The following is a 17,255-nucleotide window of genomic DNA, read 5'->3' on the forward strand; positions in this document are numbered from 1 at the left end:
CATTCCATTCCTCCTTCGTGGCAAAATCTAAAACAGATTTTGGGCCACTCAGAAGGGGGCAGATCACCTTCCCCCTTGCTCTGCGCGCGTTGCTGCGGGGTCATCGGCACGCGGGTCAGCCCGACCTGGTCGATGAGTTCGCAGTTCTTGAGTGTAAGCGCCACGGCGGCGGAGATGCGGGCCGCCGCCTCGCCGATCTCGCCTTGCGCCATCACGGCTTCGGCCTGACGCGAATAGCTGGTGTAGATGATGGGCCGCTTCTGCGCCGCTTCCATCACGCGGTCGAGAATAGCGCTTGCCGCGCCCGCCACGACGGCATGCGCAGTGGCGCGCAGGAACGGCATGAACGGCCAATAGTCGGACGGCTCGCCGACATGACGTTTGCCCGCCTCGTGCCCGCCGATACCCAGCTTGGCGACATGGTAGAACTGCGCCTTAGGGATGAACACGTCCTTGGCGACGATGGTGTTCGAGCCGGTGCCCTTCATCCCCATCATGTGCCAGGTATCTTCGATCGTATAATCTTCGCGGCGCAGGTAAGCAAAACCGCCGTGTTCGACCGAACCATCAGGATTGCGGATATTGACGCCGAGCTGTGCCCATGACGCGTGGAGCGAGCCCGAGGCATAGGGCCAGCGGCCGTTGACAACGTAGCCGCCGTCAACTTCTTCCATCGTGCCTGGCGGATTGGCGATGCCGCAGATCACCGGATGCTCGCTGCTGGAGCCGAAGATGGCTTCCTGCAGTTCGTCCGGCCCCAGGCTGGCGACCCAGGTGGTACCGTGCAGAACGGTATAGACCCAGCCGACCGAAGGGTCGGCCTTGGCCAGTTCGGCACCGACGAGCGACATGGCGCGGGCGCTGGTGCCCAGCCCGCCCCAGCGGCGCGGCGCGGCCATCGCCCAGAAACCTGCGTCTGTCAGCGCGGCAAAGACGTCCGGGTGCAGCGTGCGGTGCTTATCGCCGTAAGCGGCGTGCTGCAGCAACAGCGGCTGAAGCTCGCGGGCGCGGCCGACCAACTCGCGTTCGGCCTCTTCGTTATAGCCGGTAGGTTCGACAGATAGGTCTGCAACTTTAAGAACGGTCGCCATGATCCATTCCTTTCCTGGTTAGGCAGTGACTAGCGGCTGCCCGGCGGGCAGGGCCTCGGAATTGGCAATGAAATCCAATGGCGGCGGCGGCCCCCAAAGATAGAAGGCGTCCTGCGCCTTGTGGTCTCCCGGAGCCCGGTCGGAGTCGGCCGCGATCTGGTCGAGGCCGGCGGTCAGTTCCACATGGCAATCCCAGGGGTCGCGCACATAGTGGAAGAAGTTGGAGCCCAGCGCGTGGCGGCCCATGCCCCATCCGGCTTCGTAGCCCTGCCGGGCGAGGTGGGCGGCGCGCAAGCCTATGGCGTCGATCGTGCCCATTTCGAAACTGTAGTGGTGAAGGCCCGGACCGGACGATTTCACCAGCGCGAGAATATGATGATCGCCGCCGTGTCGGCTGTGCAGGAATACGAGGTCGCCGCCGCAGCGGTCCGACACGCGAAGACCCAGTACGCGGCAATAGAAGTCCAGTGCCTCGGGCATGGCCGATACGAAAATCGCTGCGTGACAAAGGGACTGCGGGCGCGGCGTGTCGATTTCACTGTGGCAAGGAGCGTGCGGGAAAATGAGCGCTTGGCAATCATAGGCTTTCACGTGCGGCACGTCCCGTGCGACAACTTCGCTTTCAATGCCGTTAGGGCCGGACATGAGAAGTGAGGCAGGGGTGGCGGCAATTACCATGTGGCCCGCTTCAATAGCCCGTGTGTGGATGGTTCCGATTTCCGATGGAGGCGCCGTGAATGTGATCCGGCGGAGCCGGCGCCGGCGTCCGGAAACGGGCCTGAGCGTCATGCAGTCGGCCTGTGCGACCGTATGCACCGAACACTGCGTGCCATCGCCAGTCGCAGTCACGCCGAGTGCCGCGAAAAACGGCGCTGCGGCCTCCAGATCGGGCACTTCCAGCGAGATGCCGCGCAGAGCAGCTACTCCAGGGATTGAACTGATTGAACAGTTTGTGTTCATTTTGTCTCTCCTGGGGTCGGTATAGATGGCCGAGGCTGAGAGGCCTTTGATCTCGGTCAAAATTCAGCCGCCTAATTGGGCGGTCGCGAAATTAGGAGGTGTCAGGGGGGCGGCGGGGGGCTAAAGGCTGAAAGTGCCCGCATGCGGTCTGCTTTGAGCGGCTTGTCGAGAATTAGCCCAGGATGCTGGGCGCCCGCCCATGCATGCTTCATCTTCGATTCGGCCTTTGCCATAGACGCAAGCACCGCTGGCTTCAGCGGATGCGGACGTTCGGCCCCTTGGCACATGCCGGGATCGGCCGTCGTCCGTCCCGAATCGCCTGCCTGACTATCTTCGGGCAGGCGTGCGCATCCCCGCGCCCGTTACACATGCCCGATCAGGACCTGGCCAGCGATGCGCCCGGTTCCAGATTTTGCCCTGCCGTCTGATGGCAGGCGGAAGCATTAGGGAGAGGCCATGACCAAGCGAAAGTCAGTATGGGCGCAACTTGTGCCGGCAAGCGGAGATGCGCTGGTCTCGCTCGCACAGGCTTACGAAGCGGGCGGCGTGGAGGGCGTGTGGGCTCCGCAGATGTTCGGCGCGCCGTTTTCCACGCTGGCCGCGGTGGCGCCCGCCACACAGCGGATCAAACTGGGTACCGGCATCGCACTGGCTTTCGTCCGCAGTCCGCTCGAAACGGCGTGCAGCGCGATCGATCTAGACCTGATCAGTAACGGTCGAGTCGTTCTGGGCCTGGGGTCCAGTGCGCAGAGCCAGATCGAGGGTTCGTTCGGCAGCACTTATGGCAAGCCACTGGCGCATATGCGGGAAATCGTCGGCATGATTCGGGCGATAGTGGCGCGGGGGCATACTGGCGAACTGGAGCAGTTGGAGGGCGAGTATCACCGTTTGGATCTCTCAAATTTCCGGTTGCTTCAACCAGCGCCGCGCAGCGAAATTCCCATTGTCTTGCCCGCCGTGTTTCCGAAGGCCTGCGCGCAGGCGGCGGAGATTGCCGACGGGTTGCTGGGGCATCCCTTATGGAACGAGGCCTGGATCGAGCGCGAAGTGATCCCGAACGTCAAGGTCGGGCTGGAACGGGGCGGCCGGGCGCGGTCCGACTTCTCGCTCAACGTCTCCATCTTCACCGCGATTGCCGACGACCGGCGCGAGGCGATCGAGGACAGCCGCGCGACAGTTGCCTATTACAGTCAATCGCCACAGTATCTTCGCTATTTCGAGGGCATTGGTTTCGGGCGGGAGGCGGCAGCGATTCAGGCCGCGTTTGCTCGCGGCGATCTGGCTGCCATGGCAGGCGCGTGCCCGGATGCGATGGTGGAAAGCATCGCGGTCATCGGTTCGGCCGATGAAGTGCGCGCGCGTGTGGAGCAGCGGGCCGCACAGGCGGACGCGATCACGCCGGTGGTGCCACACTATGGCCTGTCGCCGGAAAAGAGCGCAGCCTACACCCGGCGTATAGCGGAGACCTTCTATGAATGAGCCGGCGCCGTCATCGATAGCAGCGATGGCAGGAAGCGGCTTGTATAACCGCCACTCCGGGCTTCAGCATGCCAACCTCCAGTCGGCTTTGCCGCTGTTGGAGGAAGCGGCCCGCATTGTCGGCCGTGAAGTGCATGGGCCGGTGACGATTGCCGACTATGGTGCATCGCAAGGCCGCAATTCGATGGGGCCAATGGCCAGTGCCATCGACCTGGTCAGGATCGGGCAAGCGGACCGGCCGGTCAGCATCATTCACACCGACCTTCCGTCCAACGATTTCGCTTCGCTGTTCACGCTTCTGGCGGATGATCCGGCAAGCTATATGGCGGACCGACGCGGCATTTATCCGCTGGCGGTTGGGAGATCCTATTTCGGTGCCATCCTGCCACCGGGCAGCGTCGATCTTGGCTGGTCGTCGAATGCGCTCCACTGGATGAGCCGCAATCCGGTTGAAGTCGAGGACCATGGCTGGGCCGTCTTCAGTCGCTCTGCGGAAGCGAGGGCGGCGGTCGATGCGCTTCTCGCACAGGACTGGCTGCGCTTCCTGACGGCGCGAAGCAGGGAATTGCGCCCGGGTGGGCGGCTGGTCTGCCAGTTCATGGGCAGGGGCGACAACGGCCACGGTTTCGAATGGATGGCTGGCCATTTCTGGCAAGCGATCATGGCGCTGCGGAACCAAGGGCAGCTGACCGACGAGGAATTGCTGCGAATGACGGCGCCGTCTGCCGGGCGTTCGCTGGCGCAATTAGCGGCGCCCTTCGAAGCCGGCCTCGTTCCCGATTTGCGGATCGAGCATCTTTCGCGGTTTGCGGCGCCCGATCCTTATTGGGATGATTTCCAGCGCACCGCCGATGCCAACCGGCTCGGCGCGAATTGGGCCAATATGATGCGAGCGGCAAATGGCCCCAATTTCGTTGCCGCACTCGATCCCAAACGGAACCGCGAGGCGTTGCTGGACAATCTGACGGAAATCCTTGCGGCCCGCACTGCCGCAGATCCCCAACGGAGCTGCTCATGGAATGTGCTGATCGCGATCCGCAGGGTCTGACCGTGCTTGGACGCTAGGACATTCGGGGGCGAGTAGCAGGTCCTGACCCTAGAGGTTGAAGAGAATGAGCAGTGCCAGGCAGGTGAGGGCGGCCCAGCCCTGAAATAGCCACAGCAGCAGTGGCGGTGCATGCCGCAGTTCCATGAATTCCCGGCCGACCATCAGCACTTTTGCAAAGGCGATGACAAGGATCACCGTGCGCGCCACGGCCGCACCGCCGAGCGTCTGGGTCTCGAATGAAAACAGCGTCGCCCCGACGAGTAGCGCCCAGACGAGCGTGATGCGTGTACGCAGGATCACAGACATGAAGTCTTCCGGTCCTTCAAAGCAGGTAAAGCAGCGCGAACAGGACGATCCACAGCAGATCGATCAGATGCCAGAAGGCGCCGCTGCCCTCGATCAGCGCGACGCCGCCAGGCATTCGGCCGGCCCGGTCAAAGCGCGACGCGGTGAAGCACAGCACGCCAAGCCCGATCAGCACATGAACCAGATGGATGCCGGTAAACATGTAGTAGTAGATCGAAAAGCTGTTGGTGTTCAGCGTGAAACCGTGCGCGATCTTGGCCGAATATTCGAAGGCCTTGACCACGACGAAGCTCGCGCCGAGTGCAATGCCTCCGAACAGGAAAAGGCGCGCGCGCGGGTCACTGCGGCGCACGGCGGCAACCGCCTGAGCCACGCACAGGCTGCTGGTCAGCAGGATAAGCGTGTTGAGGAGACCGAGATCGCGATCGAGCAGCCGCTGCGACGTTTCGAACACGGCTAGTTCCTGCCGGCGCGCCACGGCGTAAGTGATGAAAAACACCGCGAACGCCAGAAGGTCGCCGCCGATAAAGACCCATATTCCCTCCTCGCCGGGGATGTGCCCGCGGGATGTACGGCCGGGGATCCCGGTGCTCTGGCTGGTCATGTCGGAAACCCGCGTCGCCATCAGTCGCCGGCCAGGGCGCGGCGCTTGATGGCGGCGAGCATGGCGAAGATCATCAGGTTGAACCAGATTCCGAAGACGACCGCCGGCAGCCAGAAGGCGAGGATACCGTTCCAGGCGAATGGCCCGACCTTGAACAGGCCAACAGCCAGTCCGGGAAGGAGCAGGACGCCCGTCCACAGGTTCATGTAACCCAGCCAGCGCGGCAGGATGGGCTGCGCGCGCTTGTCGCCCAGAATGACCACGCCCGTCAGGACGTTCTGCACGAAACCCGGCACGGCCGGCATCACGAAAAGGAAGAAGGCGATATCGCTCAGCGTGCGGATAATGGGATCGGGATTGTCGGGGCGGTAAGCGGCGGCGGTGAAGAACAGTCCTGCGAAGAACAGCGTCACGAAGCCATAGGCGACAACCATCACGAAGGACCATGTCAGCGGAGAAACCGGGCCTTCGATCTTCTTCATGAACGTCGCCACCGCCGCGAGGAACGGGAAGAACAAGACCGAAGAGGTGGTGATGAGGATCCCGCCCACCAGGATGCCGGTCTGGTGCGCTCGGTAGTAATCGGCCACCTCTGCGGCGGATAACGTCGGTGCCAGCGGAGGGAACATTTGTGCCAGCGGCCAGATACCGACGAACATCATCGTTCCCGCCACGGCGCCCATGTAGGTGCACAGTTTCATTGTCGTGCTGCTTGCGTTCATGGCCCCTCCTAGCGCCGTCTCCCGGCGTTCGATGGCATATCGTGAAGAGGTCGCAACAAAGGGCCACCCATCCGTGGATAGGGTTCTTGGCAGGGGATGCCGCGACATGATCGGAGGGTTCGCTCAACGAGGCGGGCAGGGCCGGCCCAGCGTGGCTGACGCATTCAACCCTATTGGAGGTGGATGATGAGCGATATCGAAGCGAACAAGGCGGTGGCGCGGCGTTACATGCGCGCGGTCGAGGAAGGCGACGTCGAGGCGATCGAGGCGCTGCAGCACCCGGACTGCAGCTGGTGGATTCTGGGCCATGGCGACATGAGCCGCGCCGATTTCATCGACAGCGTGAAGCTAGGGCTGCTGACCGCCGAGCGCCGCACCGCCGAAGTGGTGGGCATGACGGCGGAGGGGGACCGCGTCGCGATTGAAGTGCGCGGCGAAATGGTTTTTCCCGGCCACGTCTATCGCAACCAATACCACAACCTGCTCATCATCCGGGACGGCCAGATCGTATCGGGCAAGGAGTTCATGGATACGCGCGCGGTGGCGGAGGCCTTCTCGACAGGTGGCGGCGCGTAACCAGCAGGGGCGACTACGACTGCTGCCGTCAGCCGGTCTGTCTCACCATCGGATAGGTTCGACAGACCGGGACGGCGCGTACCCTATGGTTGCGAGTGCAATACAGGAAGGCTGAACATGGGCGATCGGATAGTGCTGGTGACGGGCGCAACGCGCGGGTTGGGGCGGGGGATGGCGCGCGGCTTCGCATCGCGCGGCCACACGGTCGCCATCACCGGCCGCGACCGGGCGCAACTGGCCGAGGTCGTTGGCGAGATCGAGAATGGCGGCGGCCAGGGCATCGCGCTGCAATGCGACCACCGCGACGACGAGGCGGTCGCACGCGCATTCGCGCAACTGGCCGATCAAACCGGTGGCCGTCTGGACGTGCTCGTCAACAACGCGGCAGCCGTTTATGGGCCCGAACTGGTTTCCCCGGGCCCGTTCTGGGAGAAGCCGCTTAAGCTGGCTGACATGATTGATGTCGGTTTGCGCTCGAGTTATGTCGCGGCCTATCATGCCGCACCGCTGATGGTGGCGGCGGGCCGCGGGCTGATCGCGAGCATCTCGTTCTATGGCGCCGTCTCGTACTTCCACGGCCCGGCTTATGGCGCGGCCAAGGCGGGTACGGACAAGATGATGGCCGACATGGCTGCGGACCTTGCGCCGCATGGCGTCGCCGCGGTCTCGTTCTGGCCTGGGTTTATCCTGACCGATGCGGTGCGGGCGATGCCGCCCGAAATGATTCCCGACGACATGCGCGCAATGCTGCCCTTTTGGGAGACGCCGGAATTTTCCGCGCTGGTGCTGGACGCTCTGGCGGACGACCCTGCGCTTTTGAGCTTCTGCGGCAGGGCCTTGATCGGCGCGGAACTGGCCGAGCGCTATGGCATCCAGGACAGCGACGGGAAGCAGCCGCAGTCCTACCGGGCGATGATGGGCGCGCCGTTCGCGTTTCAGGGACCTGCCGTCCCAGCCTGATCCCCGCAAGGCCATTCGAGCCGGGACGCGATTACGAAAAGGGAGTGAGAGGGACGATGATTGATGCCGTACTGGTGGTGCTGACCAAGGCTGTGGAAGGCCGTGAAGCGGACATGGAGGACTGGTATACCAACATCCATATCCGTGATGCCTTGCGATTTCGCGGTTCGGTGACGGCACAGAGGTTCCGTTTTTCGACCGAGCAGCCTTGCCGGCCGCAGGGGTTCGACTGGCAATATCTGGCGCTCTACGACGTTTTCGATCCTGTCCGCTTCAGTCGCGAACATCTGGAAAATGCCCTTACCTCGCGAATGCAGGTCTCGGACGCGATCGACGACAGCGTGCTTTACGATTTTCACTATTACCCCCTGGCATTTCACGACCACGATCCGGACGTGCCACACGAAGGTGGAGTGATTCTGGAGGAACTTCATTGCGCCGAAGGCCGCGAGGACGAATTCCGCTCGTGGTACGCAGCGAACTATCTCCCGCAAGCCGCAGCTCGGCCGGGGGTGAAGTCGGCCGCGTTCCTGGTATTCCGGACGTTCGGGCAGATGATTCCGGTGGCGCCAGAGTACCGTTACGTGGCGATCTATCGGATCAATGATGCCGATGCCGCCCGAACGGCGTGGCGGGGAGCGGATACTGCTCTTGAAAAATCCGGGCTGGTCGCGCCGCATGGTTCCCGCATTACCCAATGGGATGTCGCGACACCGCGGCTGACCAAGGATCATGTGCAGCATCCCACGGCTGCCGGTCTTGCCGAGGAAGAAAGGGCAAGGGCGCACATGGGCGGCAATGTGCGCGCTGCCGGCCTGGAAAAGCTGGCGGCAAGTTGACGTTCCGTTAGGTTTTCAGCCGCCTGAATGCCGATCGCCGTAGGGTCCGCCCACACCATGCAAATCAAGGAATGGCCTACCCTTCTATAGGTGCCTATTGACTTCGCCCCGTGCTTCCGGGGCCGGTGAAGGAGACAGGTATGAGCGGGAATCTCGAAGGGCGCGTCGCGATTGTAACTGGCGCGGGGCAAGGGATCGGGCTGGAAACGGCCCGCGTACTAGGCGAGCGCGGGGCAAAGGTGGTTCTGGCCGACATACTTGCCGACAGGGTGGAAACCGCTGCAGAGGGCCTGCGTTCTGAGGGTATGCTTGCCGATGCCGCGGCATTCGATCTGACCGATGAGGGCGCTGTGGCGCAAGCCGTCGCGGCAATAGCCGAGCGGCATGGAAGAATAGATATCGTTCACAACAATGCTGCATTCCAGACGAGCGAGCAGCGTGGCTGTGATCTTGATGTGATCAACCTCTCCGCCGATGCCTGGGACAAGGCCTTCGCTGTTAATGCGCGCGGGCCGATGCTGCTGTCCAAGCACGCCTTGCCGATAATGATTGCCGGCGGCGGCGGATCGCTGATCCATTCAGCGTCCGGCTTTGGCCTTCTGGGCGAAATGACGCTGACCTCGTACGGTGCCTCGAAGGCGGCGCTCATCAATCTCAGCCGTTTCCTCGCCACGCAATATGGCAAGCAGGGCATCCGTTCAAACGCCATCGCCATCGGCTTCGTTCTGAGCGAGACCGCGGAAGCAACAACGCCGCAAGCGGTGAAGGACATCCTGCTCGACCACCACCTCAACCCAGAATTGGGCTCTCCGCGCGATATCGCCAATGTGGTGGCCTTCCTCGCATCGGATGAATCGAGGTTCATCAACGGCGCGCTCATCCCGGTCGATGGCGGTTTCACTGCCCACCAGCCGACAATGGTGGATTTCCGGCGCCTGTTCGAGGCAGCGGGTAGCAACCAGCTCTGACCAAGAGAGGCGAAGGCCTGACCCCAAGGGCCTGCTTCCTTCGGGGTGATCTTCAAAGCGTAAGGATTGGCCCACAGGTCGATGTCGATCTAGGGGAGCTGCACCATGAAAGCCGGCAATCCACGCCGTAGAAGAGATCGCATAAGGAGCGGAGAAGGAGCATGCCTATCCTAATATAGGTTCGCGTCCTGGCGAGTGGATTACAAACTCTCTCCAATAGATTCAGTGCTTCGGAAATACAGCGTAAAAATAATAATATAGAACCGCACGCTGGCCGCCACGTTGACCTGAAGGGAGAATGATATGCGTCAAGCAGCACTCGAATTGCTCAACAAGACGATGGACGAGCAACTTTTGCGATCGGAACATCCCGAAGGGTTTCCGGCCCTGCCCCCGATACCGGCGGGCCGCTACACCGATCCGGGCTTTGCGGCGCTGGAGAACGAACGCCTGTGGACGGGAGCCTGGCTGCTGGCGGGGATCGAGTCCGAACTGCCGTCGCCTGGGTCTTACCGGCTGTTCCAGCACCTTGACCGGTCCGTGATCCTTTCTCGTGCCAAGGACGGTCAGATTAGAGCCTTCCACAATGCCTGCCGGCATCGTGGATCCCCCCTGCTGCTCGAACCGGCCGGGCGCGCGATGCGCTTCATCTGCCCTTATCACGCCTGGGGATACGATCTCGAAGGTGAACTGAAATCGGTGCCCAGCCAGCACGACTTCCCTTGCCTGGAGAAAGCCGGCAATGGTCTGGTAGCAGTACGGTGCGAAAGCCACAGGGGGTTCATTTTCATCAACTTCGATGATGATGCCCCGCCGCTCACCGATTTTCTTGGGGAATTTGTCGCGCTGACGGAAGGGTATCCGCTGGAACGGCTGGTGGTGAAGGACCGTTTCCTGGTGGAAATGGAATGCAACTGGAAAATTGCCTACCACAATTTCCTCGAAATCTATCACGTCAACACAGTTCATCCCCGGACACTGGCCCCACATCTCGATTCCAGCAGTTTCGTGATTGCGCTCTATGAGGGGGGGCACATGCGGTTCGGTACGCGCAAGAAGGGCGGGGATTCGCTTTTTGAAACACCGCCGGTCCGTCCCGACGACATCGCCAGCGTCTTCCTCGAAAACACCATCGCCCTACCGACTTTCCCCAACACCTTCTTCTCGCTGGATCCGGTGGGCTTCAATCTGCAGTGTTTCTGGCCGATGGGGCCCGATCGATCGGTCATGGAAGTTCGCCAGCTCGGCTGGGAGTGCGACAGCGAAGCCGACAAGGCGTACTGGACGGGCATGCGCGCGGCGACGGAACACATCCTCTCGGAAGACCTGTGCCTCTTTTCGAGTATCCAGCAATCGCTGCGTAACGGCACGATAGAGACCATACTCGCAGGCTATCAGGAGCGGGCGCTTTACTGGTTCGAGGAAGAGATCGATCGTCGAATTGGGCCGGATCTCATTCCGGAAGATCTGCGGGTGCAACCGCGCCTGGCGCAGTTTACCGCGCCGCGCAGCGCCTGATTTCAGGGGCGTACCGCCTCTGCGGTACGCCCCTTGTCCGGCCCGTTTCGTTTCGTCCGTCGCGACGGGCAGTTTCGTGATATGGCTATCGAAAAGCTGCGCGACATCGAACGAAAGCGCCACAGTGCCCGGGGGCCGTGGCTAATATCGTGGCCTGGTAAGATGTGTCAGGGCGCAGACGAGAAACTGCCCGAAGGGGCGGCAGGCGCCGTTTTCCTATTTCATCTTCTTGAGTTCGCGCAGCGCCCGGTTGGCAGCGATACGTCCAGCGATCCCCGATACGCCTCCCCCCGGATGCGCACCGGCGCCACCGATGAGGAATCCGGGGAACGGAGGCTTGGGACCACCGAAGCCCGTTGCCGGACGATGCACGCCCGAACGCAATGCGCCAAAATCGACGTGAGTGACGCAGCCGTTGGTCACGTTCAGGCGCTTCTCGCGTTCGCGCGCGGTTTCCACGAAACGCCCGACTTCGGCGTCGAGCCCGTCATAGAATTCGCTCAGGTGCAATTTGATGGATTCCATCGTCCGATCCTTGAGGGCAGGGGACCATCCTTCTCGGGCATCGACCGCTACGCCGGGCAGATAGACATAGGCTAGCGAGCCTCCCGGCGGGGCCTGGGTCGGATCGGAATTCGACAGCGGTGTAAGCGACACCGCGTGCCGCTCGGGAATGTCGCCGCGCCGGGCCAGGGCGAAAGCATTGCGCACCTCGTCAGGGGTGCCGATCAGACCTACGGCCTTGTTCAGATCGGCGTCGTCGTGCCGCATGTCCTGATGCTTTTTTAGCGTCAAGGGGCCGGACAGGGCCAGGTTGGCCAGGAACGGTGCGGCATTGGAGCGGTTGGCGGGGGCGTGCTCGATCCGCTGCGTCAAGGTGCGCGGGAGCCCCCCCGGGGTGGTCAAGCGCATTGCCGTGCGCGGATCGCAGGTGGCGATCACCATCTTGGCGCGGATGACCCGGCCGTCTTGCAGCCTGACCCCCTTCGCGGTGCCCTCGTCGATGATGATTTCCGCAACAGGAGCATTGAGCTCGATCATCGCGCCCGATGCCTCGATGCTGCGGGCGAGTGCATCGGAAAAGGACTGCAGGCTGCCGATCGGCTTGCCGGTGCCGTACTTGTGAGTCACTGCAAAGATCATGTACGCGGCCGCGTTGCCGTCGTCATCAATCGGGCCGGCGCCTGCTGCGATGCCCAGCAGCAGGGCGATGGTGGCGGGGTGTTCGAACCGTTCGCAGGCGATCTGGTCCGCAGTCCCCTTGGACATGGCGACGAGTTCGTCCTTGAGCCGCACGTTGCGAACGGCGCTGCCGATCATCCTGGATAGGTTCTTGATGTCAGGACGGCCCGGTTCCGCCATCATCAGCGGAAAGCCGATGTCCATCATGACGTTCAACGTCTCCATGAACTTCAGGTAGGCCTTGCCGTCGTTGCGATTGATGCGAGAAATATCTTCCGCTGTCCGGCGGTAGTCATAGAACAGGGCGATTGAACTGCCATCGGGGTGCAGATAGGCATAAGTCGGATCGGGATCGACAGTGCGCAACCCGTACTTGTGAAGATCAAAATCCTCGATGATGCCAGACTTTCGCGCGAACAGCAGTTCGACGGCGCAAGGCGTGACCAGGTGACCGGGCGCTTCCGGAATCATGTACCCGGAACTTGTCATCCCGCCGACCTTGTCCAGCCGCTCGACGACAACCACCTTCTTGCCCTCGCGCGCAAGATAGCCGGCTGCAGCCATGCCGTTGTGGCCCGCGCCGATGACGACGACGTCGACTTGTTCGCCAGCGACGCTCGATGCCTCGGTCATGCTGGTCAGGCGTCCGCTGCCGCGGTATATTCCTTGCCCCATTCCGCGAGCGCGACCAGCCGCGTCTTGCGGTCGGCCTGGATCTGCGGAATCTTGTCCTCGTCAGGGCCATCGGGCACCAGTACCAGCGGTTCATTGCCAAGGTTGGCAAGGGCAAGCGCGCAGACATCTGCGGGATCATAGGCCATCGAATAGTCGATGCCGAGGCCTTCGGTCGAACGGCGCAGGGTGGGTGTATCCATGATCGGCGCCGCGATTCCGACGATATCGACGTTCTTGCCGTCCAGTTCCGCCCAGAGCGATTCCACGAAGTTCAGTTCGAACGCCTTTGTTGCCGAGTACATTACCAGCCAGGGCTGTCCTCCCAGGCCCGCGCCGGAAGACATGATCACGATGCCGCCTCCGCCGCGCTTCAGGAAGCGATTACCGAAGCCGTGGGTGGCTTCCAGCACATTCGCGGCGTTCATCGTCAGAAGGCGCAATGACCGCTCGACAGGCGCGCCGAAGAAGCTGTTGCCGGCGCCGTCCGCCCCCGCATTGGAAATGTAGAGTCCGATGTCCAGATCGGCAGTCGCTGCGACGAGACGGGCGCCCGTACCCGGCTCGCTGAGATCCGCGGTCAGCGTGCGAAATTCTATGCCGTGATCCGCGGCCAGCCGCTGTCCAAGGGCATCCAGCGCTTCCTGTCGGCGCGAGACAAGGACCAGATTGATGCCCATCAATGCAAGCTGTTCGGCATAGCACGCGCCAGTGCCTTCGGATGCGCCGGCAATAATGGCCCAGGGTCCGTACTTTGCCGCGAACTGTCCCCGGTCGAAAGCGGGTACTTCAATCTTGCGCATAGCAAATCGTTCCTCTCAATCGTAAGCGGTGAAAAAGCACCTGCCATCCGTTTTGCGGCAAACCTAGACGAGGGCGCGTGTAGGCCTGCCTATCGGGGGGAAGGTTGAGGTCGGCCCTGGCGCTTCTGTGGCGTGCCGCTGTCGGCAAAAGAATGCGCCCGCAATCTTTCGGCATCACGGCAATTGGGTGACGCATTGCTGCCCCATTAGCCGCGACTACCTGGTTTCTGACCATTCTTCGCAATTCGCGAGGCGGGCGTTGGCCAATGAGACGAATTCCTTCCCACGGATAGGCGAAAGGGCCTGCCGACATCGCCATTCTATAGAATATGGAATTAGCGCACTCTTCTCGTTTTGAGCCCTCGTGGTCGTCGTTGGCAGAGGCGTCCGATTTCTGGCCGTTGGGAGCTCACGTCACGCTTCGTCAGGCGGTGGTCAGCCAGTTGCGGGCTAGGATCGTGTCGGGGGTCTTAGCGCCTGGTACTCTCCTTCCTGAAACCGCGTTAGCGCAGCAACTCAAGGTCAGTGCAACCCCGATACGTGAAGCGATGGCGACGCTGGCTTCGGAGGGGCTGGTGGAAATCGAGGCGCACCGCCTCAAGCGGGTCGCGCCGCTCGACATGATTGTGACCCGTGATCTCCTCAGGGTGCAGGCTGAATTGTGGCGGCTGGGTTACCAATGGGGAATGCCGCGGATTTGCCCGGAGCAAGTGTCGCTGCTCGACGAGGCAATCACCCGCTATCGGGCGGCGCTGGCGTCGGGCGAGCATATGGCGGCGATTTTCGCCGGGCTCGATTTCCATACCGTGTTCATCATGGCGTCGGACAATCGCGAGTTGCTACGATCCACGCTGGACCGGCGCGGGCTGATCGCTCGCTTCATCTTTCTTCACGGCATCCAGATGGTTTCCTCGATCGGTTTGTCGCAGCACGAGGCGATCCTCGCGGCATTCAAGGCTGATGATCATGCCGGGGTCCTCGCGTGTCTCGACAGGATGTCCGCGCGGCTGCTCACGCTGTGTGATCGCAACGAGCAATCAGCTACTTTTATCAGTGAGGTATAGCGATGGATTTTGAATTACCCGAGGAATACCGGGCTTTCCGCGATATGGTGCGGCGCTGGGTCGATAAGGAGGTCCCCAAGGAGTGGGCGCGGAGTCTGGAAAAGGACGAACATGCCTATCCCTTTGCCCTGTGGGACAAGTTTACCGAGGCGGGCTTTCACGGTGTCGGAATTTCCGAGGACTATGAAGGGCAGGGTGGCGACGTCGTCATGCAGATGCTGCTCGCGCGCGAACTGGCGCGTTCGCTGGGCGGCCTGGCGTGGATATGGGGCATCACCAGCTTTGCCGGTTCCAAGTCGATCGGCCTATACGGCAGTGCCGAGCAGAAGGCGAAATACCTCCCGTTGATCGCGACGGGACAGCTCAAGGCGGCGATCGCCTTTACCGAGCCCGGCGGGGGAACCGATCTCTTGGGCGCCATGGCGACGACGGCCGAGCGGGTAGAGGGTGGCTGGAAGCTTAATGGTGAAAAGATCTGGTCGTCGTCTGCGCATGTGGCGGACTATCTTCTGGTCATCGCCCGGAGCGACAAGACGGTTGAAAAGAAGCATCAGGGACTGACGCTGTTCTGGGTTCCGACCGGGACCGAAGGTGTGAAGATCACCCCGCTCGCGAAGCTCGGCATGCGTTCCATGGGCAGTTGCTCGATCCATTTCGAGGATGCCTTCGTCGCAGACGAGCACGTGCTGGGGGAACCGGACCGGGCCTGGTACATGCTGCTGCCCACGCTCAACAACGAACGAATCATGGTCGGAGCCTTCTGCCTTGGCGTGATCGATGGCGTACTCGAAGACGCGCTCGACTACATGAAGCAGCGCAAGGCGTTCGGTGGGATCATCGGCCGTTTCCAGGCCTTGCAGCATTACGTCGCCGACATCGCGACCATGCAGAAAACCACCGAACTGATGCTGCACTATTGCGCCGACAAGCAATGCCGCGGCGAGAACGTGGGGGTCGAAGCCAATATGCTGAAGCTGATGGCATCGGAGAATGCCAATGCAGCGTCGGATTTGGGCATCCAGATTCTGGGCGGCATGGGCTATTCGGCTGAAACCGACATGCAGCGGTACTGGCGTGACAGCCGGCTGTGGCGGATCGGCCCCATCACCAATGAAATGGTGCGCAACGGCATCGCTGAAAGTCTCGGGTTGCCCCGGTCGTTCTGAGCAGCAGGCGGGCGCTGGCCGCGCCGCTTTGGTATCTCAAGGAGTGTGAATATGTTTTCGCAGCAGCCGATCCCGGATCATGTGCCGGAAGAATTGGTCAGACCCGATTTTCCTTTCATCTTCGGCCTGACTACGGACAAGGACCCGTTCGAGGACTTCGCCATGCAAGTTCACGAAGGTCCGGACATTATCTACGCGCCTCATGCCTATCCTGGCGGCACGCCGGCGTGGGTGCCGCGGCGGATGGACATTCTGCGTGGCATTTATCTCGACACAGAGCACTTTTCCTCGACTGACTTTTCACCTTTTTCCAAGCTTGTCGGCGGTTCCTGGATCAATTCCCCGGCCGAACTGGACCCGCCGCAGCACGGACCATTCCGTCAGATGGTCAATCCGGCCTTCACGCCCAAGGCCATGGCGGCGCTGGAAGGCAAAATTCGCGATTATGCAATAGGCTACATCGATGCTTTTGCGGAGCGATGCGAATGCGAGTTCATGAGTGAATTCGCATTCGAATTCCCGATCAGGGTGTTCATGGAACTGATGGGACTGCCGCAGGACCGGGTGGCGGAGTTCATGGAGTGGGAAATGAACCTGCTCCACAACCACGACATGTCGAAAATCGCGGAAGCTACCCGCAATGTGCTCGACTACCTTGGCCAGGAGATCGACGATCGTCGCAGCCATCCGCGCGATGATCTCATCACGTTCGGCGTCCAAGGCAGAATTGATGGACGGCCGCTGACTCAGGACGAACTTCTGGGCTTCATGTTCAACCTGTTTATCGGCGGGCTGGATACTGTATCCACTAATATGGGGCTTCATTTCAGGCACTTGGGCGCCAACGTCGAGGACCAGCAGTTCCTGCGGGCGAATCCGGCTGAAATTCCCAATGCTATCGATGAACTGATGCGGGCCTATGGGGCCGTCACGACATTCCGCACCTGTAAGAAGGAAATAGAAATCGCCGGTGTGCGTTTCCTGCCGGGAGACAAGGTGGCGATGTCAACGACATTGGCTGGGCGCGATCCGGCGGAATTTGATGATCCGGCGGCAGTGCGATTGAACCGGCGCCCGCGCCATGTCGGATTTGGCTTTGGGATTCATACTTGTGCAGGCATGCATCTGGCGCGCCGGGAACTTCGGATCGCTATGGAAGAGTTCCTTGCGCGCATCCCCGACTTCCGCATCGCTCCCGGTCATACGGTCAATTATCATCTCGGCATGATCCAGCCGGTTGCGCTTCCGTTGGTCTGGAACCCGGCCGGGTAATCGGGAGCGGGGCCGCCGACAAGGT

General features: G+C 61.7%; 17 protein-coding genes. 10 read left to right on the forward strand and 7 right to left on the reverse strand.

The annotated features are described in order from the left end of the window. Together IEX64_RS12525 and IEX64_RS12530 are read right to left on the reverse strand one after the other, a co-directional pair. Window positions 1–1,091 (reverse strand): acyl-CoA dehydrogenase family protein (locus tag IEX64_RS12525; RefSeq protein ID WP_188820013.1); only part of this gene is annotated, 1,091 nt, incomplete at its 3' end. 18 nt (window positions 1,092–1,109) lie between these two features. Continuing rightward, window positions 1,110–2,051 (reverse strand): VOC family protein, encoded by a 942-nt coding sequence (locus IEX64_RS12530; RefSeq protein WP_188820014.1) that lies wholly within the window; start codon window positions 2,049–2,051, stop codon window positions 1,110–1,112. 456 nt (window positions 2,052–2,507) lie between these two features. On the opposite strand from IEX64_RS12530, the gene IEX64_RS12535 reads away from it, so the two are divergent. Beyond that, complete coding sequence (locus IEX64_RS12535) at window positions 2,508–3,530, forward strand: LLM class flavin-dependent oxidoreductase (RefSeq protein ID WP_188820015.1); 1,023 nt, start codon at window positions 2,508–2,510, stop codon at window positions 3,528–3,530. Next, the gene (locus IEX64_RS12540) at window positions 3,523–4,578 is read left to right on the forward strand and encodes a class I SAM-dependent methyltransferase (RefSeq protein WP_188820016.1); all 1,056 of its coding nucleotides are present in this window, start codon (window positions 3,523–3,525) and stop codon (window positions 4,576–4,578) included. Before IEX64_RS12535 ends, IEX64_RS12540 begins: the two co-directional genes overlap by 8 nt. 48 nt (window positions 4,579–4,626) lie before the next feature. Here the strand turns inward: IEX64_RS12540 and IEX64_RS12545 are convergent, their stop codons facing one another. Genes IEX64_RS12545 through IEX64_RS12555 form a run of 3 tightly spaced genes read right to left on the reverse strand, consistent with a single transcriptional unit; the run spans window position 4,627 to window position 6,210 of the window. Continuing rightward, complete coding sequence (locus IEX64_RS12545) at window positions 4,627–4,884, reverse strand: cytochrome C oxidase subunit IV family protein (RefSeq protein WP_188820017.1); 258 nt, start codon at window positions 4,882–4,884, stop codon at window positions 4,627–4,629. A 16-nt stretch (window positions 4,885–4,900) separates the two neighbouring features. Then, entirely contained in the window at window positions 4,901–5,509 is a 609-nt protein-coding gene (locus IEX64_RS12550; protein WP_229710236.1) for a cytochrome c oxidase subunit 3, read from the reverse strand. Further along, window positions 5,509–6,210 (reverse strand): hypothetical protein, encoded by a 702-nt coding sequence (locus IEX64_RS12555; protein WP_188820018.1) that lies wholly within the window; start codon window positions 6,208–6,210, stop codon window positions 5,509–5,511. The genes IEX64_RS12550 and IEX64_RS12555 overlap by 1 nt, the downstream gene beginning before the upstream one ends. Window positions 6,211–6,396: 186 nt before the next feature. On the opposite strand from IEX64_RS12555, the gene IEX64_RS12560 reads away from it, so the two are divergent. The 5 genes from IEX64_RS12560 (at window position 6,397) to IEX64_RS12580 (ending at window position 11,071) form a co-directional block, all read left to right on the forward strand. Next, on the forward strand, window positions 6,397–6,786 hold the full coding sequence (locus IEX64_RS12560; protein WP_188820019.1) for a nuclear transport factor 2 family protein: 390 nt from the start codon (window positions 6,397–6,399) through the stop codon (window positions 6,784–6,786). Window positions 6,787–6,903: 117 nt separating this feature from the next. Next, a complete protein-coding gene (locus IEX64_RS12565; protein ID WP_188820020.1) occupies window positions 6,904–7,746 on the forward strand; it encodes an SDR family NAD(P)-dependent oxidoreductase in 843 nt (280 codons plus the stop codon). Window positions 7,747–7,802: 56 nt separating this feature from the next. Then, the gene (locus tag IEX64_RS12570; RefSeq protein ID WP_188820021.1) at window positions 7,803–8,585 is read left to right on the forward strand and encodes a hypothetical protein; all 783 of its coding nucleotides are present in this window, start codon (window positions 7,803–7,805) and stop codon (window positions 8,583–8,585) included. A gap of 140 nt (window positions 8,586–8,725) precedes the next feature. Continuing rightward, window positions 8,726–9,553, forward strand: coding sequence for an SDR family NAD(P)-dependent oxidoreductase (locus IEX64_RS12575; protein WP_188820022.1), 828 nt, complete (start codon window positions 8,726–8,728; stop codon window positions 9,551–9,553). 303 nt (window positions 9,554–9,856) lie between these two features. Next, window positions 9,857–11,071 (forward strand): aromatic ring-hydroxylating oxygenase subunit alpha, encoded by a 1,215-nt coding sequence (locus IEX64_RS12580; RefSeq protein ID WP_188820023.1) that lies wholly within the window; start codon window positions 9,857–9,859, stop codon window positions 11,069–11,071. A gap of 216 nt (window positions 11,072–11,287) precedes the next feature. Here the strand turns inward: IEX64_RS12580 and IEX64_RS12585 are convergent, their stop codons facing one another. Then, complete coding sequence (locus tag IEX64_RS12585; protein ID WP_188820024.1) at window positions 11,288–12,886, reverse strand: phytoene desaturase family protein; 1,599 nt, start codon at window positions 12,884–12,886, stop codon at window positions 11,288–11,290. 5 nt (window positions 12,887–12,891) lie between these two features. Beyond that, complete coding sequence (locus tag IEX64_RS12590; RefSeq protein WP_188820025.1) at window positions 12,892–13,728, reverse strand: SDR family NAD(P)-dependent oxidoreductase; 837 nt, start codon at window positions 13,726–13,728, stop codon at window positions 12,892–12,894. A gap of 329 nt (window positions 13,729–14,057) precedes the next feature. Between IEX64_RS12590 and IEX64_RS12595 the strand changes: the two genes are divergently transcribed. Genes IEX64_RS12595 through IEX64_RS12605 form a run of 3 tightly spaced genes read left to right on the forward strand, consistent with a single transcriptional unit; the run spans window position 14,058 to window position 17,230 of the window. After that, window positions 14,058–14,792 carry a GntR family transcriptional regulator gene (locus IEX64_RS12595; protein WP_188820026.1) on the forward strand — a complete coding sequence of 245 codons (735 nt, stop codon included), beginning with the start codon at window positions 14,058–14,060 and terminating at the stop codon, window positions 14,790–14,792. Window positions 14,793–14,794: 2 nt separating this feature from the next. Further along, on the forward strand, window positions 14,795–15,958 hold the full coding sequence (locus tag IEX64_RS12600) for an acyl-CoA dehydrogenase family protein (protein ID WP_188820027.1): 1,164 nt from the start codon (window positions 14,795–14,797) through the stop codon (window positions 15,956–15,958). A 51-nt stretch (window positions 15,959–16,009) separates the two neighbouring features. Then, on the forward strand, window positions 16,010–17,230 hold the full coding sequence (locus tag IEX64_RS12605) for a cytochrome P450 (protein ID WP_188820028.1): 1,221 nt from the start codon (window positions 16,010–16,012) through the stop codon (window positions 17,228–17,230). Window positions 17,231–17,255: the final 25 nt, after the last annotated feature.

It is taken from the genome of Novosphingobium indicum, assembly GCF_014645195.1.
GTDB classification, from domain to species: Bacteria; Pseudomonadota; Alphaproteobacteria; order Sphingomonadales; family Sphingomonadaceae; genus Novosphingobium; species Novosphingobium indicum.